The following is a 19,768-nucleotide window of genomic DNA, read 5'->3' on the forward strand; positions in this document are numbered from 1 at the left end:
CTGTTGAAAATGTTCAAAGTTACGTTTAGCCTTGGTTTATATGGAAGTTTCGCGGGAAAGCGGAACATACTACACGAAGCAGCTTCATTTATAAGGAGGTCCCCCTACATATGAAATGTATTGCAATTGATTTAGACGGAACATTACTGAATAAAGAAAGTGTCATTTCCGCTGAGAACAGAGCGGCGATCAAGCGGGCCGTTGATGCCGGCATCCTCGTCACCATTTGCACAGGAAGAGCTACATTTGATGTAAAGGCGCTGCTGGATGACTTGGACATTCCTATCATTGCGGCAAATGGCGGAACGATCCACGACACGGGTTACCGTTTGATCAGCCGGACATTAATGGATCAGGAGGCCGGTAAAGCAATCGCTGATTACTTACTGTCAAAAAACATTTACTTTGAGGTATATACAGATGACCATCTGCTTTCTCCTTTTGACGGCGAAGCAAAGCTGCATGCAGAGCTTGATATTCTAAAGAGCGCGAATCCAAATGAAAAAACGGATGAATTGTGGGAGGGAGCCATGACCCAGTTCAAGCAGTTTGGCATAAAGCCGGTCCCTCATATCGAATCGGTTTTTGACGGCAGTGAAAACATTTATAAGCTTCTTTGCTTCTCCTTTGATATGGACAAGCTGAAGCAAGCAAAGGAAGAGCTGAAGCATCACAAAAAACTGGAGCAAACCTCTTCCGGAAAGCATATTATCGAAATCCTGCCGGCCAATTCAGGAAAAGGACACGCGCTGACAAAGCTGGCTGACATATATGGAATTGAAACGCAGGATATCTATGCGATTGGCGACAGTCCGAACGATTTGTCTATGTTTGAAGTCGCCGGACACCGGATCGCCATGGAAAATGCAATTGATGAATTAAAAGAAAAAAGCACCTTTGTTACAAAAAGCAATGACGAAAATGGTGTAGCCTACTTTATTGATCAGCTTCTTTCCGGCCGATATGCATAAAGAAAAGACTCCAGAGATTCTGGAGTCTTTGTCTTTTATTGAACACGTATACTTCCCGCATATTTATCTTTCCAATACGTGCTCGTGTTCATATTGGTGATGGTCACGCCGTTTGATAATGTGACATGAACAACTTGTCCGTTTCCGATATAGATGGCCGGATTTAGGCTTGTTGATTCGAAGAACACAATGTCTCCCGGTTTGAGGTCAGCCTTCTCAATCTTAGTTCCGGCTTTGTACTGGCTTGTTGCGTACCGAGGGAGGGAAATACCCGCTGCCTTCTTGTACACGTACTGGACAAAACCAGCTGTGTCAAACCCGGTCTCTGGGGACACTCCGCCTTTTTGATAAGGAACTTCTCCGACATAAAGCGTAGCTTCGGATACGATCGGATTTTCTTTCGGAATTGTCAAATTGTCAAATCGGCGAATGCCTGTCATTTTCGATTTCCAGTAATCCTCTGACAAGTAGGAAATGGTTACTTTTTCAGAACGGCTTGCCTGAATAAATCTTCCTCCGCCAGCATAAATGCCTGCATGTGAAATTCCCGTTTTGTACGTATTGCTAAAATATATGACATCACCAGGCTTTATATTCTGACGTGCCACCTTCTCGCCCACTGCCCATTGCTGTTCGGCTGATCGCGGCAGATAAATGCCGAGTGCCTGTTGAAACACATACTGCACAAGCCCTGAGCAGTCAAAGCCCTCTGAAGGTGTGCTTCCGCCAAACACATATGGAATACCGATATATTTTTCAGCCTCCTGAACGACAGGAACGTCAGCAGTTGCCGGATCGGCTGCGATTCGTCTCGCCCCGATATATGTTCCGCTCCAATAGCTGCTTTTTTTGTAATTGGTGATGATAACCCCTTTTGATTGCGTACTCTGAATCATTTGGCCGTCTCCGATATAAAGAGCGTCATGTGTCGGAGTTGTCCCGCTGCTTCCCTCTTTCTTAAAAAACAAAATATCGCCCGGCTTCAGGTTTTCCGGTTTTACGGCCGTTCCGACTTTATACTGATCGTTCACAGACCTTGGCAGATGAATATCAGCCTTACTGAACACATATTGAATCAATCCCGAAGGATCGAATCCTTCTTTTGGCGTTTCACCGCCGTATTTATACTGATACCCAAGCAGTTTTTTTGCTTCGCTGATGATCAGTTCAGATGACATATCAGCCTCCGCAATCTCCGCTTTTGTAATAATGGAGCCCCAAAAACTAATGATAACCGCCACAAGCAAAAACTTCTTCCAGTTTGCCAGTGTGTTCACTTTTATTATCTCCTCCTCGTTTTGCAATTTTAACATCGGTGTTTTTCTGAATATATTAAGCGACTTTTTGATTTTTTTACAAAATGAATGTGCCGGGCAAATAAAAAGAGAATGCCTCATCAGACACTCTCTTTTGTGAATTATTTATTGGCGTTTGCCGGTTCTTCCTGCTGTTGGATTTTATGCATTTCCGTATCAATCTTTTGTTTTTCCTGATCTGTCAGCTGATCGTTGAATTTAAAAGCTGACATAAACATGAACACGATGGCTACGGCAACAAATGGCCAGCTGGCTTTGACAAATTTCATCTTGAATCCCTCCGGTTATTTAGATTTTAGTTTGTCGCTATGATCAACATCAAATGTCAGTTTTCCGTCTTCTACTTTCCATGAGAAATTAGAGCCTTTCGTGAGTTCACGAATAATTGTTTTTTGTTTAAGGCTGCCTTTTTTGACTGGTGCAGGAGTCGCTTCATGGATGTCAACCGGCGTAACCTCAAAGCGGCCTGTTCCGTTTTTCTTCAGGTGATACTGAACCAGTGCACTGTCCCTCGTTCTTGTCCAGCCCTGGTCAAAGACAAAGTTGCCGAGGCTGTAGAAAATGACAGTTCCGTTATATACTTCAATCGGTTCTAGGACGTGCGGGTGATGGCCGACAATGATATCAGCTCCCGCATCAGACATGGCCCTCGCAAGCTGGCGCTGGCGGTCGTTTGGATCATTATCATACTCTTGTCCCCAGTGTGACTGCACAACGACGATGTCCGCGTGTTTTTTTGCTTCTGAAATCATTGGAATGAAGATTTCAGGATCTGCGGGCAGCACACCCGGCGTACTCTTTTTAGCCGAAAAGCCTTTTCCGGACACATCGGTGAAGCCGAGCGTCGCGATGGTTACCCCATTGACCTTCTGGTACGAGATTTTCTTTTTCGCATCACTTAAGCTGTATCCCGCTCCAACGATATCAAGGTCTTGCTTCTCAAATTCTCCAAGTGTATCCTTTATGCCCTGAACGCCGTAATCCATTGCATGGTTGTTTGCACTGTTGAGAACCGTGAAATTCATATCCTTCAAGACTTTCACTGATTCCTTATTCGTCTGCAGATGAATCTTTTTATCTGCTTGTTTATAATTCTTTTGATAGGTTACCGGGTTTTCAAAGTTTCCCGCTACATAATCCGAGGCTTTGAAGATCGGTTCAACATATTGAAATATGCTGTCTGCCCCTTTTTGATCCGTTACTTTTTCAACATAGCGTCCCATCATAATATCACCGACAAATGAGGCTGAGACAACATCATCAGAATACGTTTCGACTTGCGGCGTTTCTGCTTTTCCCGCCCACATAAAAGCGAACATGAGAACAAAAACGATTGGAATGGCAATAAATACGTGCTTATTGGTTTTCTTTTTTTGCTGTTTTGTCAGCTTCAGCAGCTTTTCATGAAAGCTCAGTTCTTTTTTCATCGTTTGACACACCTTACATTAAATTAAGTAGTAAACAAACATGATAGCAAAGGTTGCTCCGCTCAATAGCAGCGTGCTTCCGAACGTAATGGTTAACCCTTGTTTTTGAATGGTATTGGCAATTAAACCTGGCACGATAATGCCGATTCCTCGAAATTCTGCGATTTCAAATGGTACAATCGGGTATAGAAAATCAAACGCGATTTTCAGGACGATTCCCGTTATCAGCATGGCAGCGAATTTTCTGCGTCCGTACAAAATCATAAATTTGGATAAACCGTATTTCACAATGACATAAGTGAGCAAACTCACCAGCAAAACGAGTAAAATAAAGACCGGCTGATTAAACACAAGTCCTAAATATCCCGGTACGACCAGTCCTGCCGGCACGATTCCTGTTTTTTCTGCAAAAATCAAACTGAGTAGTACACCTAAAATAAGTGCGATGTATAAATCTGATCCGAACATGTCTGCATTTCCTCCTAGCTTACGAGCTGCTTAACCTTGTATTCGTGGATTTTTTCAATTAAAGGCTCTGCGGCACCATGAATATTGCCGACGCCATATATGACACGATTGTGCATTCTTTTCTTTAGCAATTCCATAATTTCTTCTGTTGACTTGTACTCTAGATCATGCAGTTTATCTGCAGGAATTTTGCCTTCTTCATAGGCTTTTACGATCGGTTCAGTTGTTTCACCGATTAAGATCAGTTCACTTGCTTCAATATAAGGCAATACGTCATTTGCGAATTGCTGTGTCCGATCGACACGGTCTGCGCGGCAGTTCATGATGATGATCGGATCATCGGTCGGGTAACCGATTTCTTTTACACGTTTCCATATATTCAAAGTAGAAGAAGCGTCGTTTGCGGCAAACCCATTAACAAAGTGCCCAGGCTCGCTCGGACTGATCAGCGGAAGAATTCTCATGGCTCCCGGATCTGGCGGCGCATTCAGCATTCCTTTAAACGCAGTTTCTTCGTCAATGCCCAGCGCTTGAGCCACACCCAGTGCCAGTGAAGCGTTATCAGGGAATACCATGTATTCAAATTTACGCAGATATTCATCTGTGATTTTTGAGTTATCAGCAATGATGACTTTTGTGTTTCGTTCCTTTGCTTTCTGTTTAAAGAACTCGGTATATTCACTATCTGTAATGACAAGATGGCCGTTATAAGGAATTGTAGCGGTAAACGCTTCTGCAATTTCATCGAGCGTCGGCCCCATGACATCCATATGGTCTTCTAAAACATTCACTATAACGCCGATATTGGCTTGCAGAAGTTCTTCCTGAAAAATGATTTGATAATCCGGGTTAACAGCCATGCATTCACTGACGATAGCGTTAGCCCCTCTTTCTACTGTTTCTTTCATGACTTCTTTTTGCTCTCCGATATTCGGCCCTTGAGGTTTCCGTTTAATCGGCTTTTCCTCCGGTGTGTCCCAGTAAATCATTCGTGCATCCGTCCCTGTTGTTTTTCCAACAGTTTTATAACCGGCTTCTATTAAAATTCCGGTTGTAAGCCTTGTCACAGTCGACTTGCCTCGGATGCCGTTAATATTCACTCGCACAGGGAGGGCATCAATGTTTTTTTGATGTCGTCGTTTTTCTAATATTCCGATGACCAGTATGACAGCACAGGCTATAATGAGTAACCACATTGCTTTTCGACATCTCCTTCTATAGTGTTGTAAATTCATTCATCAGTATATAGAATCACTATGAATTCTCAATCGGCATTATGTAACATAATCTTCCCTGTTCGACTAAGCCAAACTTCACTTTTGAAAGAGATTTTATGCCTACAAACTGCTTTCTAATTTTGGAAAACAGCAGGACTTACACCTTATCTCTTTTTTTAAAAACCAAAAGGAATGCGCTTTCATTTTTCTTCTGATATCCTTATGGACGTATAGTCACACGCTGTTGCTGTCATTTAACATGCATTTCAAATCAATCTTTTTTTCAGCCCGTGATATCAGTCTTTTCCTGCTACCATGCGTTTTTTCCGGTTCTTATGAGCACAAAATGGTTTTATCCTTTCTTAAGAACAAGGTCATAATGTCGTCCTTTCTGCATGGAAGACGCCATATGAGGCCCATTCCAAAATGACTAAGAGAGCCCCTCGTAAAAGTGCTGAACATACGGGTCTGAATTCTCTAACATAATTAAACATTTTCTGGGCTGATAGTCTTTTCTATTTCTCCTCACTTACAGGTCTAAACGCATGACTCTGAAACAATTTTAAAAAAACTTAATATTTGTTCAAGAAAACTTCATCCAGATTTCTGCGAACTTTGGCAAAAAAAGAGTGAAAACCTTACATTTCACATTTATATATACAATTTACAATAGATTTCTTTTGATATTTTTATTGCCAACTTCGGATCGCACATGATAATCTATTTTTGTAAGCGGTTACACAAACAAGGAGGATCTGTTTTGGCTACTATTAAAGATGTCGCCGGAGCGGCGGGCGTTTCAGTTGCAACGGTTTCCCGTGTCCTGAATGACAACGGCTATGTACACGAAGAAACGCGAACGCGTGTGATAGCTGCGATGGAGAAGCTAAACTATTACCCGAATGAAGTCGCCAGATCTCTTTATAAAAGAGAATCCCGGCTGATCGGACTTTTGCTCCCGGATATCACCAACCCTTTCTTCCCCCAGCTTGCCCGCGGCGCGGAGGATGAATTGAACCGGGAAGGCTATCGCCTTATTTTCGGCAACAGCGATGAGGAATTGAAAAAAGAACTTGAATACCTTCAAACCTTTAAACAAAATCATGTTGCAGGCATTATTGCCGCAACGAATTACCCTGATCTTGAGGAATACAGCGGTATCAATCACCCAGTTGTTTTTCTGGACAGAACACCTGAAGGAGCCCCTTCTGTGTCCAGTGACGGCTATACTGGAGGAAAACTAGCCGCCGAAGCCATCATTCACGGAAGAAGCAAGGGCATTACGCTCTTGAGAGGCCCAGCTCACCTGCCGACAGCTCAAGACCGATTTAACGGCGCTTTGGAGATCTTAAAGCAGGCTGAAATTGATTTTCAGGTCATCGAAACGGCTTCATTTTCTTTCAGCGAGGCGCAATCGATGGCGAAGGAGCTGTTTGCCACATACCCCGAGACAGACGGTGTGATAGCGGGCAATGATATTCAAGCCGCAGCAGTTTTACATGAAGCATTGCGGCGCGGCAAAAACGTACCGGAGGATATTCAAATCATTGGCTATGATGACATTCCGCAAAGCGAGCTGCTGTTCCCTCCTCTGTCTACAATTAAACAGCCCGCATATGACATGGGTAAAGAAGCAGCCAAACTGCTTTTGCGTATAATCAAAAAACAGCCGCTGACAGAAACGGCAATTCAAATGCCTGTCACCTATATAAGAAGAAAGACGACAAGAAAGGAAGATCATGATGCGTAATATTTGTGTAATTGGAAGCTGCTCTATGGATTTAGTGGTCACCTCGGACAAACGCCCCAAAGCCGGTGAAACGGTACTTGGCACGTCATTTCAGACAGTACCGGGCGGTAAAGGAGCGAATCAGGCAGTCGCTGCTGCCAGGCTCGGCGCCCGCGTGTTTATGGTTGGCAAGATCGGAGGCGATCATTATGGATCAGCCATTTTAGATAATTTAAAAGAAAACGGCGTTCGCACTGACTATGTGGAACCGGTTACACATAAAGAAAGCGGCACCGCACACATTGTGCTTGCTGAAGGTGATAACAGCATTGTTTTCGTCAAAGGTGCGAATGATGATATCACTCCATCGTATGCGATAGACGCGCTAGAAGAGATTGAAAAGATTGATATGGTCCTGGTTCAGCAGGAAATTCCGGAAGAAACGGTAGATGAAGTGTGCAAATACTGTCATTCTCACGATATACCGGTCATGCTCAACCCGGCACCGGCCCGCCCTCTGAAACAGGAAACAATTGATCACGCCACCTATCTCACACCGAATGAACACGAGGCTTCAGTTTTATTCCCTAAGCTCACCACTTCTGAAGCTCTGGCGCTTTATCCGGCGAAGCTCTTTATTACGGAAGGAAAACAAGGCGTTCGCTATTCAGCCGGCAGCAAAGAACGGCTCATCCCGTCCTTCCCTGTTGAACCCGTTGATACAACCGGAGCCGGTGATACATTTAACGCCGCCTTTGCCGTTGCTCTGGCTGAGGGAAAAGACATTGAAGCCGCATTGCGGTTCGCCAATCGGGCCGCCTCCCTTTCTGTCTGTTCCTTCGGCGCCCAAGGCGGAATGCCGACAAGAGAAGAAGTAGAGGAGCTGCTGTCATGAAAAAACACGGTATACTGAACAGCCATCTGGCCAAGCTGTTTGCCGACCTTGGTCACACGGATAAAATTGTCATCGCGGATGCCGGGCTGCCTGTTCCTGACGGCGTTTTGAAAATTGATCTTTCCCTAAAGCCGGGTCTTCCGGCTTTTCAGGATATAGCGGCAGTGCTGGCTGATGAGATGGCCGTTGAAAAAGTCATTGCTGCAGCTGAAATAAAAGCTTCTAATCAAGAGAATGCGAGATTTCTAGAGAAGCTTTTTTCTGAACAAGAGATTGAATACCTTTCTCACGAAGAATTTAAGCTGCTGACAAAAGAAGCAAAGGCGATCATAAGAACGGGTGAATTCACACCTTATGCCAACTGCATCCTGCAGGCGGGTGTGCTCTTCTAGAAAGGAGGATGGAACATGCAGATTGAAATGAAGGACATTCACAAAGCATTCGGAAAAAACCAAGTGCTGTCAGGTGTTTCCTTTCAACTCGTGCCCGGCGAGGTTCACGCATTAATGGGAGAAAACGGCGCCGGCAAGTCCACGCTTATGAACATTCTGACAGGCCTGCATAAATCGGATAAAGGGAAAATCATCATAAACGGAAACGAAACGTATTTTTCCAACCCGAAAGAAGCGGAACAGCATGGAATCGCTTTTATCCACCAGGAATTGAATATCTGGCCGGAGATGACTGTTCTTGAGAATCTATTTATCGGAAAAGAGATATCCTCCAAGCTGGGCATTTTACAAACGAGAAAAATGAAAGCGTTAGCAAAAGAACAGTTTGACAAACTGTCTGTCTCTTTTTCTCTTGATCAAGAAGCAGGCGGGTGTTCCGTCGGACAGCAGCAAATGATCGAAATCGCAAAAGCGCTCATGACAAATGCCGAGGTCATTATTATGGATGAACCGACAGCAGCGTTGACGGCACGGGAAATCAGCAAGCTTTTCGAGGTCATTACGGCGTTAAAAAAGAACGGTGTATCCATTGTCTACATTTCGCATCGCATGGAAGAAATTTTTGCGATTTGCGATAGAATCACCATCATGCGTGACGGAAAAAACGTAGATACAACAAACATCCCAGACACCGATTTTGATGAAGTCGTTAAAAAAATGGTCGGGCGCGAGCTGACTGAACGATATCCGAAACGCACGCCTTCTCTCGGTGACAAAATTTTCGAGGTGAAAAACGCCACCGCCAAAGGACGTTTTGAAGATGTCAGCTTTTCTGTTCGTTCCGGTGAAATCGTCGGTGTTTCCGGATTGATGGGAGCCGGCCGGACAGAAATCATGAGAGCGCTGTTCGGCGTTGACAGGCTGGGCTCGGGTGAAATATGGATCGCCGGAAAAAAAACAGTCATTAAGAACCCGCAGGATGCGGTAAAAAAAGGGCTCGGCTTTATCACAGAGAACCGCAAAGATGAAGGGCTGCTGCTCGACACCTCGATTCGCGAGAATATTGCACTGCCCAGTCTGTCCAGTTTCTCTCCAAAGGGTCTCATTGATCACAGACGGGAAGCTGAATTTGTTGATCTTTTAATCAAGCGCCTGACCATCAAAACGGCATCACGGGAAACACACGCACGCCATTTATCAGGAGGAAACCAGCAAAAAGTGGTGATTGCCAAGTGGATCGGCATCGGACCGAAAGTGCTGATCTTGGATGAGCCGACCAGAGGCGTGGATGTTGGCGCGAAACGGGAGATTTATTCGCTGATGAATGAGCTGACTGATCGAGGCGTCGCCATCATTATGGTGTCATCAGAGCTGCCGGAAATTCTCGGAATGAGCGATCGTATAATCGTTGTCCATGAAGGCAGAATCAGCGGAGAAATTTATGCGCAGGAAGCCACGCAAGAACGAATTATGACACTTGCCACAGGAGGGCGGTAATATGAAAGCCGAACATCAACAAGAACAAAAGCGGATTCACTTCGACGGAGTCATGCAAAAACTCGGCCCGTTTCTCGGTTTATTTATTCTCGTTATCATTGTATCTATTTTAAATCCAAGCTTTCTTGAACCGCTGAATATTTTAAACCTGCTTCGCCAGGTCGCCATAAACGGATTAATCGCGTTCGGCATGACCTTTGTGATTTTAACAGGCGGCATTGACCTTTCTATCGGCGCTATTCTTGCCCTGTCCAGCGCTTTAGTCGCGGGGATGATTGTATCCGGTGTCGATCCGATTCTCGCCATCATCCTCGGCTGTATCATTGGTGCCGCCCTTGGCATGATCAACGGACTATTGATCACAAAAGGAAAAATGGCGCCCTTTATCGCTACGCTTGCGACTATGACTGTCTTTCGCGGTTTGACGCTTGTGTATACAGACGGAAATCCGATTACCGGACTTGGCACAAACTACGCTTTTCAACTGTTCGGACGAGGTTACTTCTTAGGCATTCCTGTACCGGCGATTACGATGGTTCTTGCCTTTGCCGTCCTTTGGGCGCTTCTTCATAAAACACCGTTCGGACGCCGAACCTACGCCATCGGAGGCAATGAAAAAGCCGCGCTCATTTCAGGCATTAAAGTGACGCGCGTAAAAGTGATGATCTATTCTTTAGCCGGGCTTTTATCCGCCCTTGCCGGCGCCATATTGACTTCACGTCTGCATTCAGCCCAGCCGACTGCCGGAGAATCGTACGAACTGGATGCTATCGCGGCGGTTGTCTTAGGCGGAACAAGTCTTTCCGGCGGCCGCGGACGCATTATCGGCACGTTAATCGGGGTGCTGATCATCGGCACACTTAACAACGGGCTCAATCTGCTTGGCGTCTCATCATTTTATCAGCTGGTTGTCAAAGGGATTGTCATTTTAATCGCGGTATTGTTAGACCGCAAGAAGTCAGCATAGGAGGGTTTTGACATGAAAAAGGCTGCATCCGTCATTTTAACGTTATCATTGTTTTTATTAACTGCCTGTTCACTTGAGCCTCCCCAATGGGCAAAGCCGTCAAACTCGGGGAACAAAAAGGAATTCACCATCGGCTTGTCCGTCTCAACGCTTAATAACCCCTTTTTTGTCTCCTTAAAAAAAGGCATTGAAAAAGAAGCTGAAAAACGGGGTATGAAAGTGATCATTGTCGATGCACAAAACGACTCATCAAAGCAGACGAGTGATGCAGAAGACTTAATTCAGCAAGGTGTCGATGCCTTGTTAATCAACCCGACTGATTCATCGGCCATCTCAACGGCAGTAGAATCTGCAAACGCAGTCGGTGTGCCTGTCATAACAATCGACCGTTCCGCCGAACAGGGAAAAGTCGAAACCCTCGTTGCTTCCGATAATGTGAAAGGCGGTGAAATGGCCGCGGCATTTATCGCTGATAAACTTGGAAAAGGAGCGAAAGTGGCAGAGCTTGAAGGCGTGCCCGGCGCATCTGCCACACGGGAACGCGGCTCAGGATTTCATCATATCGCAGATCAAAAGCTCGACGTTGTCACAAAACAATCAGCTGACTTCGACCGCACCAAAGGCCTGACTGTCATGGAAAACTTGCTGCAGGGACATCCGGATATCCAAGCTGTTTTTGCTCACAATGACGAAATGGCGCTCGGTGCTCTCGAGGCCATTAACAGCTCGGGAAAAAAGATTTTAGTGATCGGTTTTGACGGCAATCAAGATGCGCTCGCTTCCATTAAAAACGGAAAGCTCTCAGCCACGGTCGCTCAGCAGCCTGAATTGATCGGTAAGCTGGCTACAGAAGCAGCCGATGATATTTTGCACGGGAAAAAAGTAAAAAAATCAATATCCGCGCCTCTCAAACTTGAAACACAAAAATAACTGCCACGGATCAGGTTTTTATCTGATCCTTTTTGATGTTTAGGAACCTGCGATAACGTGAATAGAGATATAGAATGAATTATTTCTCTTAGGTGAGGAGAGGAACGACATGAACAAACCAACAAAAGTATTATCAGCTCTAGCACTTGCGGCTGGAATAACTGCGGCTTCTGCGGGAGGCGCAAGCACGATCCATGCCCAGCAGCCAAACACAACTGTAAGCATCGATGATTTATACAGCTATCCGATTGATTCTTATTTGGTGTCAGCAGAGGCTCTAAATGTTAGAACGAAGGCTTCCGCATCAAGCCAGAAAGCCGATACGCTGCATTTAGGCGACAGCTTAAAGCTGATTTCCTTTGCGAACGCTGATTGGGCAAAAGTTCATTATAAAAATGGCAAAACAGGCTTTGTCTCCACTCATTACATTGTAAAAGCTGCGACAACGATAAAAACCAAAACAAAAACGAAAGTATATACATCCGCTGAAGGAAAAGGCATCAAGACTCTTCCAGCAGACACAAGCGTTTCTTTTTTAGGCTGGAGCAAAACGAAAAAAGGCGGTTTTGATTTTGATTGGGTATTCGTTGATTATGGCGGCGCGACAGGCTATATGAAAACAAAGGATCTACACATGACAAAATAACTGAAAGGGATTCCGTGATTATGCGGAATCCTTTTTATTACGGTTTGATTCGTCACATCCCGAGATATTTCTCAGGAAATATTGTCATATGCCGTGTCGAAACCTTACATGATCATCGACGCTTTTGTTTATGCTAAAAAGTGGAGGTGTCCATATGGATCAATTTGAAGCAGCATATCAATCGTATAAAGCCCAGCATACATCAGCCAAACAGTCAGATATTCAAACTGGCCAAGAAGACATTATTGCAGTCAGAAGAAATGAGGAAGACAATATTATCGCAGTGAAAACCAACACAGGAAGAGAGCTCGACTACCCTGCTGCACTGTCAGAAGCAAAAGCGGGAAAACTCTCTCATGTGGATGTTTTCCATAAATACGGACGTGATATTTTGCGAAGTGAACCGGACGGCATAAAGGAAAATAACCTTTCCGAACTTCCGGATTTTTAACCATAAGAAACCCTGTGGCATGTAACACAGGGTTCCTACTTTTAAGCGAAAGGTTTCTGGATGTATTCGGCTAATCGTTTTGCACTGAGAGAAATATCCTCTTGAGCTGCATACTTCACGCCGTAGAACACGTATGGGGGCAAGTATTTCATGCCAATCAGATTACTCGTGGCCTGAAATGGTTTCAAGAGCTCGCTGATCGAGTAATGATTTGCTCCGCCTGCTTGATATTTTTCCGCTTCGCTCCCTGTTGAAACAGCCAGCATCAGCTCCTTGCCATGCAAGGCATTTCCTTCTGAACCAAAGGCCCATCCGTAAGTCAGCACAAGATCCTGCCATTTTTTTAAGAGCGGCGGTGAGCTGTACCAATAAAGCGGAAATTGGAAGACAATCCGGTCGTATAGCTCGCACAGCTGCTGCTCCTTCGCAACATCTATTGCTTCATCCGGGTATTCCTTATAAAGATCCCGTACTGTGATATTGTCATGTTTACTCAATTCCTCAGCCCACGCCTTATTCACAACTGAGGTTTCCATATGAGGATGAACTGCCAAAACCAATATTTTCATCAGACCACACCTTTACCCTTTTGACGTTATTTTATCTAAAATCAGGAAAAGAGCCAAATAAAAAGAAAGCCCAGACATAGGGGCTTTCTTTTCTCTTTATTCAGGGCTTCCTTCAGTCGTTTCGATATCCTTAGCAAAATCAGGGTTATCCAGATTCGCATTAAAGAAATCCTCTGTATTAGGAAGTCTGAGATTCATGTTCATTTTTTGAGAAATCGTAACCGTGCAATCCTCAAGCACATAGTCAAAAACGTGTCCGCCTGAATTGCGTCCTTCGTCAATGAAGTGCAGGTGGTAGCCAGAAACAGCGATTCCGTTTGCATAAGCCGGTGTAAGGAAACCTACGATCGTTCCTCGTACGTTGTCAAAGTTGAAAATCGGCTGCGTTTTGACTGCTTCAACCATCGGCACGTAAGGCTTTTCTTGCAGTTCCACCGTTCTTGTCTGTACTTTTTTAAACAATCCGTCAATGCGGATAGCGTAAAATAAGTTTTTGCTTGGCAGAATGCTGTTGATCTCATTTTCAAACTCTTCACGCGACATTTTCGCGTCAATTTTATGCGTTATGTCCGGTTTAAAGAACGTAAAAGAGCAGAAAGGAGAACGGTCTCCATTTTGCACAGGAGTGGCAGTTCCGTCTGAACGGAGACGGTAAAATTCACCGTCAAATCCAATCAATTCTCCGTCAAGCTTGTTAAAGGTTCCAATACCGAAGTCTCCGTATTTCGGAATCTCTGACAGTTCAAAATCCCCGTCATACACTCCGTCTAATAGAGAAGTCATTGTTGATACTTGATAAATCTGGCTCACTGGCTGATCATTTTGACCGCGGCTGAGCACTTGCATGTTGCTTTGATGTTTCATAATTCCCTTCACTCCTTTTGTTTAGTGCTGTTCATAGAAAACAGGGTCTTGAAGTGCAGAGTGCTAGAGAGCTTTCGTTTTCATGAGTTCTCCGAATTCTTTCGGAAGCTTATCACTCGCTAAATTCATGTTATCACTGTAGTCAACCGGGACATCAATGATGACAGGACCTTCAGCGTTCATACCTTGACGCAGAACATCTGCCAGCTGGTCTGGTGATTCAACGCGCAAGCCGGTTGCTCCGAAGCTTTCCGCATATTTCACGATATCGATATTTCCGAAATCGACCGCAGACGTACGGTTGTATTTTTTCAATTGCTGGAATGCAACCATGTCATATGTGCTGTCGTTCCATACAATGTGTACAATTGGTGCTTTTAGACGAACTGCTGTCTCTAATTCCATTGCTGAGAATAAGAAACCGCCGTCGCCAGAGACTGATACTACTTTTTCTCCCGGTTTCACCAATGAAGCGCCGATTGCCCAAGGAAGCGCAACGCCGAGTGTTTGCATACCGTTACTGATCATTAATGTTAACGGCTCGTAGCTGCGGAAATAGCGTGACATCCAAATCGCATGTGAACCGATGTCGCAAGTCACTGTAACATGATCATCCACTGCGTTTCGCAATTCTTTTACAATTTCAAGAGGATGCACTCTGTCTGATTTCCAATCAGCAGGCACCTGCTCACCCTCATGCATATATTGTTTTAAATCAGAAAGGATTTTCTGCTCACGTTCACCCAAGTTCACTTTCACAGCATCGTGTTCGATATGATTGATCGTAGCTGGAATATCACCGATCAATTCAAGCTCCGGCTGGTAAGCATGATCAATGTCAGCCAGAATTTCATCTAAATGGATGATCGTCCGGTCTCCATTGACATTCCAGAATTTCGGATCGTATTCGATTGGGTCATAGCCGATTGTCAGAACAACATCAGCCTGCTCAAGCAGAAGGTCGCCTGGCTGGTTGCGGAACAATCCGATACGGCCGAAGTACTGATCCTCTAAATCTCTCGTTAGAGTACCAGCGGCTTGATATGTTTCAACGAATGGAAGCTGAATTTTTTTCAATAGCTTGCGAACCGCTTTAATTGCTTCCGGTCTTCCGCCCTTCATGCCGACTAACACGACAGGGAGTTTTGCTGTTTGGATTTTTGCAATGGCTGCACTAATTGTATCATCAGCTGCAGGGCCGAGTTTTGGCGCTGCGACAGCACGCACGTTATTTGTGTTTGTGAGTTCATTCACAACATCTTGCGGAAAGCTCACAAAAGCGGCCCCAGCCTGACCTGCTGACGCTATCCTAAATGCATTTGTAACAGCTTCCGGTATATTTTTTACATCTTGAACTTCTACACTGTATTTCGTAATCGGCTTGAATAGCGCCGCATTATCCAAAGATTGATGTGTCCGTTTTAAACGATCTGCACGGATCACGTTCCCAGCAAGCGCAACGACAGGGTCACCTTCAGTGTTTGCTGTCAGCAGTCCTGTTGCCAAGTTAGAGGCACCTGGTCCTGATGTGACTAACACGACTCCCGGTTTTCCAGTTAAACGGCCAACCGCCTGCGCCATAAATGCTGCATTTTGTTCATGCCGGGCAACGATAATTTCTGGCCCTTTATCTTGTAAAACGTCAAATACCGCATCAATTTTTGCACCTGGAATGCCAAATACATGTGTGACACCTTGCTCCACTAAGCAATCAACAACAAGCTCCGCCCCTTTGCTTTTTACAAGGGATTTTTGTTCTTTTGTTGCTTTTGTCAACACCCTCACTCCTTATTATGCATTTTAAACATAAAATTTTAAATATTTCTTGTGATATGTTTCACTATACACTCTTTGGAAATTGACCTCCAATATCGATTCGCCTTATGATTAATATGTATTACGAATTATTAATCTACGGAAGGGAATGCATATTGATGGAGCTTCGCCATCTTCAATACTTTATCGTAGTAGCCGAAGAGCTTCATTTCGGAAGAGCTGCGCGGCGGCTGAACATGACACAGCCTCCTCTCAGCCAGCAGATTAAACAGCTGGAAGAAGAAATTGGTGTGACGCTTCTGAAGAGGACAAAACGGATGGTCGAGCTTACCGCGGCCGGCGAAATCTTTTTAAACCACTGCCGCACGGCACTGATGCAAATTGATCAAGCGATTGAACTGGCACAGCGGACAGCTCGCGGCGAGCACGGCCATCTCGTTATCGGTTTTGTCGGATCGGCAACATATGAATTTCTGCCGCCGATTGTGAGGGAATATCGCAAAAAATTCCCTTCAGTAAAAATAGAATTACGTGAAATATCCTCGTTTAGGCAGCAGGACGAGCTGTTAAAAGGCAACATTGATATCGGTATACTTCATCCTCCTTTACAGCATACGGCATTACATACCGAAATCGCCCAAAGCAGCCCCTGTATTTTAGCTTTGCCTAAACAACACCCATTGACTTCTAAGGAATCAATTACAATCGAGGATTTGCGAGATGAGCCGATTATTACAGTGTCCAAAGAAGCATGGCCTACTCTGTACCTGGATTTTATTCAGCTCTGTGAACAAGCAGGCTTCAAACCAAATATCGTTCAGGAAGCCACAGAGTATCAAATGGTGATTGGCTTAGTCAGTGCTGGAATAGGCATTACATTTGTACCTTCCTCAGCCAAGAAGTTATTTAATTTGGATGTTACTTATCGAACATTGGATCAAATACAGCTTAATGCAGAATGGGTTATCGCTTATCGAAAAGACAATTGTAATCCGCTTTTAAAGCAATTTATTCATATTTCAAATTGTAACCAGTCCAGATCGAAAGAGAGAAATGCAGGTACGTGAACATTACTTGCAATCTCTCTTTTTTTTGGATTCCTATGGAATTTTAATCAATTTAATATAAGCGCTTAGTACAACTTCATATCAGTATACGTATACATACAGTACATCTATTTAGCAAGGATACTAGTTAGAGTATGACAATAGTTTGATTCTATAGCTGAAAGATAGAGAGGTGAACTATATTACACAGTTGGCTAGTTTCATCACATTGCTCGCTTTTTTCGCAACAATGATTTTTATTTTCTGGAGGCCTAAAGGATTAAATGAAGCGATCCCCGCAACATTAGGTGCTTTAATTGTGTTTTTGTGCGGGAGTGTGTCTTTGGCGGACTTGGGGGAAATAGGGACAAAAATCACAGGCGCATCGGTCACCATCCTTGCAACTATGACTATGGCCATAGCATTAGAAAGCTTCGGTTTCTTTTATTGGGTGGCTACAAAACTTCTGCAGCAATCCAAAGGTTCAGGCATCAAGCTTTTTTGGTTAACCAATTTACTTTGCTTTCTAATGACAATTTTCCTTAATAATGACGGGAGCGTTTTAATCACAACCCCGATCCTTTTGCTCGTTTTAAAATATTTAGGTTTAAAAAGGCATCAAAAAACCCCATATTTATTAAGCGGCGTTTTAATCGCCACAGCCTCCAGCACACCGATTGGCGTAAGTAATATTGTCAATTTAATTTCTCTCAAAATGATTGGAATGGATCTATACCTTCACACTGCCATGATGTTTGTCCCTAGTATGATTGGACTCATCTTTATGGCTTGTCTGCTGTTTATGTTCTTTTATAAACGTCTGCCTAAAAGTCTGCCAGATATACCTGATCATTTTCAGGCTCAGCTCTATAGACATCATTCACCGTCAGCTCCTTTACCAGAACGAAACCAAACAAAAATAATGTTATGTGTGCTCGCTTTTGTTTTTCTAGTCAGAATTAGCCTATTCGCAGCGTCATATACCGGCATTTCTGTTCCTCTTGTCGCCGCCATTGGGTCTTTTATCCTATTGAGCTGGAGATGGATTTATTACAAAACCTCCCCAAGAGACTTGTTATACAAAACACCTTGGCACATTTTTATTTTCGCTTTTACGATGTATGTTTTAATTTATGGGCTGCATAATATTGGTTTCACTGAGTTACTTGTGAATCTATTTGAACCAGTGGTTTCTGGAAGCCTCGCCCTGGCTACTTTCATTTCTGGCATTTCTACCTCTGTTTTTTCGAATCTATTTAACAATCATCCAGCATTAATGATCAGCACTTTCACCTTAACGGAAATGAGCCTGAATCCTTCAACAGCAAAGATTATCTATTTGGCAAATATTATCGGCAGTGATATCGGTTCCTTATTATTACCTATAGGTACTTTAGCAACACTTATTTGGATGCATATATTAAAACAGCATGATGAAAGAATCTCTTGGGGCGAATATTTAAAAACAACCGTTTTGATCATTCCGCTGACTGTTCTTTTTACGTTAACATGTTTATATGTTTGGATTAGCTGGTTATTTGTTTAATAAAAAACTGCCTTCTTATTTATTCAAGAGGGCAGTTTATTTTCTGTAAATTAAGGAAGGTGCATTGTCTTTAGATGACTTAACTTCCAAATGATCGACTCTCCCGTAGCGCTAATAAGCTCAATAATATTATGGGAAACATCTTTTAACAGACCGACTTTTTCCGGCACTTCCCCCATATCGAATATGACCAATTTGCCGATATACTTTTTGATCTGCTCCTCAAAATTACGTACTAGAGAAACATTGGAAGGCACGACAGGCAATTGCGAATTATCAAGCGTGTACGGTGTTTGTTCAGTTGAATAAGGAGTAAACCATTTTAAATGGTTCATAGATATAAAGAGTGTTTTGAAAACAGGTGAGAAAAATACGATATAGTCATTTAAAACACTTGTCACATACCCATGTATCGATCGACCGCCAGTTACATAAACTTCAATAAACTTGCCTTTCATCTTGTTTAATGAATTTCTATATGAAAAAGCGTTATTTTCTTCCTGTATCACTGGATCTTCCAAATCTCTTAAAAATGATTTCTCGGAAGTCATATTGATGACCGCCTTGTTCATTTGATGGAGATGCATTAAAGGGATATAAAGATAATGACAGCCATCACATATAACAAAAATATCCTGTCCAATATCTTTCAGTGTGCCAACAAATCTTGTATCCCCAGAAATGACAACTTCAACATCTGTGTCAAGAAATTGATTCAAACCTTTCATTTTCTCCTCCTTTAACTGAAAAAGGGCATCACTTAATCTGATGCTCCTTGTTATCTATTAAAATTTGCGTTTCCAGTGATAGTCTATCGTTTTGACAATCGTTTCATAGCTGTATTCTTCCTTTTGTCCTCCTGAACTTTCGAAAGAACTTGAAGAGCCATAGAAACCTGAGGATTTTGATGATTGGTAATCTGAAGACCTCGGTGATCGTTTAGATGATTTTGATGAACTTTTTGATCCTGATGAATGGTGGGATTTTGACGATTGATGACCTGAAGACCCCGGTGATCGTTTAGATGATTTTGATGAACTTTTTGATCCTGATGAATGGTG

Annotated in this window: 20 protein-coding genes and 1 pseudogene; 11 read left to right on the top strand and 10 right to left on the bottom strand. The window is 43.6% G+C overall.

The genetic code is table 11. The features are described 5' to 3' along the window. The first annotated feature begins 110 nt into the window (after window positions 1–110). Window positions 111–971, top strand: coding sequence for a 5-amino-6-(5-phospho-D-ribitylamino)uracil phosphatase YwtE (gene ywtE / locus V756_RS0108340; protein WP_024714258.1), 861 nt, complete (start codon window positions 111–113; stop codon window positions 969–971). Between the two features lie 35 nt (window positions 972–1,006). Here ywtE and pgdS read toward each other — a convergent pair whose 3' ends face one another. The 5 genes from pgdS to pgsB all read right to left on the bottom strand — a co-directional run bounded on the left by pgdS (window position 1,007) and on the right by pgsB (window position 5,378). Further along, on the bottom strand, window positions 1,007–2,248 hold the full coding sequence (gene pgdS / locus V756_RS0108345) for a gamma-DL-glutamyl hydrolase (protein WP_024714259.1): 1,242 nt from the start codon (window positions 2,246–2,248) through the stop codon (window positions 1,007–1,009). Between the two features lie 140 nt (window positions 2,249–2,388). Next, window positions 2,389–2,556: an extrachromosomal elements maintenance protein EdmS gene (edmS, locus tag V756_RS01000000122100; RefSeq protein WP_032681971.1), complete on the bottom strand. Its 168-nt coding sequence runs from the start codon at window positions 2,554–2,556 to the stop codon at window positions 2,389–2,391. A gap of 15 nt (window positions 2,557–2,571) precedes the next feature. Beyond that, window positions 2,572–3,714, bottom strand: a complete 1,143-nt coding sequence (gene pgsA, locus V756_RS0108355) for a capsular polyglutamate synthetase PgsA (protein WP_024714260.1) — start codon at window positions 3,712–3,714, stop codon at window positions 2,572–2,574. Between the two features lie 18 nt (window positions 3,715–3,732). Continuing rightward, on the bottom strand, window positions 3,733–4,182 hold the full coding sequence (gene pgsC, locus V756_RS0108360) for a poly-gamma-glutamate biosynthesis protein PgsC (protein ID WP_003227889.1): 450 nt from the start codon (window positions 4,180–4,182) through the stop codon (window positions 3,733–3,735). Between the two features lie 14 nt (window positions 4,183–4,196). After that, window positions 4,197–5,378, bottom strand: a complete 1,182-nt coding sequence (gene pgsB, locus V756_RS0108365) for a poly-gamma-glutamate synthase PgsB (protein ID WP_003219593.1) — start codon at window positions 5,376–5,378, stop codon at window positions 4,197–4,199. A gap of 781 nt (window positions 5,379–6,159) precedes the next feature. Here pgsB and V756_RS0108370 point away from each other — a divergent pair. The 8 genes from V756_RS0108370 to V756_RS0108405 all read left to right on the top strand — a co-directional run bounded on the left by V756_RS0108370 (window position 6,160) and on the right by V756_RS0108405 (window position 12,906). Beyond that, entirely contained in the window at window positions 6,160–7,149 is a 990-nt protein-coding gene (locus V756_RS0108370; protein ID WP_024714261.1) for a LacI family DNA-binding transcriptional regulator, read from the top strand. Continuing rightward, on the top strand, window positions 7,142–8,023 hold the full coding sequence (gene rbsK / locus V756_RS0108375; protein WP_024714262.1) for a ribokinase: 882 nt from the start codon (window positions 7,142–7,144) through the stop codon (window positions 8,021–8,023). Before V756_RS0108370 ends, rbsK begins: the two co-directional genes overlap by 8 nt. Beyond that, window positions 8,020–8,415, top strand: coding sequence for a D-ribose pyranase (rbsD, locus tag V756_RS0108380; RefSeq protein WP_024714263.1), 396 nt, complete (start codon window positions 8,020–8,022; stop codon window positions 8,413–8,415). The genes rbsK and rbsD overlap by 4 nt, the downstream gene beginning before the upstream one ends. Window positions 8,416–8,430: 15 nt before the next feature. Then, window positions 8,431–9,912: a ribose ABC transporter ATP-binding protein RbsA gene (gene rbsA, locus V756_RS0108385; protein ID WP_024714264.1), complete on the top strand. Its 1,482-nt coding sequence runs from the start codon at window positions 8,431–8,433 to the stop codon at window positions 9,910–9,912. A 1-nt stretch (window position 9,913) separates the two neighbouring features. Then, window positions 9,914–10,879, top strand: coding sequence for a ribose ABC transporter permease RbsC (rbsC, locus tag V756_RS0108390; RefSeq protein ID WP_024714265.1), 966 nt, complete (start codon window positions 9,914–9,916; stop codon window positions 10,877–10,879). A 12-nt stretch (window positions 10,880–10,891) separates the two neighbouring features. Then, window positions 10,892–11,809, top strand: a complete 918-nt coding sequence (gene rbsB, locus V756_RS0108395; protein WP_024714266.1) for a ribose ABC transporter substrate-binding protein RbsB — start codon at window positions 10,892–10,894, stop codon at window positions 11,807–11,809. A 109-nt stretch (window positions 11,810–11,918) separates the two neighbouring features. Then, window positions 11,919–12,455 (top strand): SH3 domain-containing protein, encoded by a 537-nt coding sequence (locus V756_RS0108400; RefSeq protein ID WP_024714267.1) that lies wholly within the window; start codon window positions 11,919–11,921, stop codon window positions 12,453–12,455. Window positions 12,456–12,609: 154 nt separating this feature from the next. Then, on the top strand, window positions 12,610–12,906 hold the full coding sequence (locus V756_RS0108405) for a DUF3892 domain-containing protein (protein ID WP_024714268.1): 297 nt from the start codon (window positions 12,610–12,612) through the stop codon (window positions 12,904–12,906). Between the two features lie 41 nt (window positions 12,907–12,947). On the opposite strand, the gene V756_RS0108410 is transcribed toward V756_RS0108405, so the two are convergent. The 3 genes from V756_RS0108410 to alsS form a co-directional block, all read right to left on the bottom strand. After that, window positions 12,948–13,475: an NAD(P)H-dependent oxidoreductase gene (locus tag V756_RS0108410; RefSeq protein ID WP_024714269.1), complete on the bottom strand. Its 528-nt coding sequence runs from the start codon at window positions 13,473–13,475 to the stop codon at window positions 12,948–12,950. Window positions 13,476–13,571: 96 nt separating this feature from the next. Further along, complete coding sequence (budA, locus tag V756_RS0108415) at window positions 13,572–14,339, bottom strand: acetolactate decarboxylase (RefSeq protein ID WP_024714270.1); 768 nt, start codon at window positions 14,337–14,339, stop codon at window positions 13,572–13,574. A gap of 63 nt (window positions 14,340–14,402) precedes the next feature. Further along, a complete protein-coding gene (alsS, locus tag V756_RS0108420) occupies window positions 14,403–16,115 on the bottom strand; it encodes an acetolactate synthase AlsS (RefSeq protein ID WP_024714271.1) in 1,713 nt (570 codons plus the stop codon). A gap of 158 nt (window positions 16,116–16,273) precedes the next feature. On the opposite strand from alsS, the gene alsR reads away from it, so the two are divergent. Both alsR and V756_RS0108430 read left to right on the top strand, forming a co-directional pair. Then, window positions 16,274–17,182 carry an acetoin biosynthesis transcriptional regulator AlsR gene (gene alsR, locus V756_RS0108425; RefSeq protein ID WP_024714272.1) on the top strand — a complete coding sequence of 303 codons (909 nt, stop codon included), beginning with the start codon at window positions 16,274–16,276 and terminating at the stop codon, window positions 17,180–17,182. 208 nt (window positions 17,183–17,390) lie between these two features. Beyond that, the gene (locus tag V756_RS0108430) at window positions 17,391–18,707 is read left to right on the top strand and encodes an arsenic transporter (RefSeq protein WP_024714273.1); all 1,317 of its coding nucleotides are present in this window, start codon (window positions 17,391–17,393) and stop codon (window positions 18,705–18,707) included. 50 nt (window positions 18,708–18,757) lie between these two features. Here the strand turns inward: V756_RS0108430 and V756_RS0108435 are convergent, their stop codons facing one another. Together V756_RS0108435 and V756_RS01000000122105 are read right to left on the bottom strand one after the other, a co-directional pair. Then, window positions 18,758–19,435, bottom strand: coding sequence for a YwrJ family protein (locus tag V756_RS0108435; protein WP_024714274.1), 678 nt, complete (start codon window positions 19,433–19,435; stop codon window positions 18,758–18,760). Window positions 19,436–19,492: 57 nt separating this feature from the next. After that, window positions 19,493–19,768, bottom strand: a pseudogene (locus V756_RS01000000122105) (spore coat protein CotH); the annotation flags it as partial.

Origin of the sequence: Bacillus tequilensis KCTC 13622, assembly GCF_000507145.1 — a bacterium.
GTDB lineage: Bacteria > Bacillota > Bacilli > Bacillales > Bacillaceae > Bacillus > Bacillus tequilensis.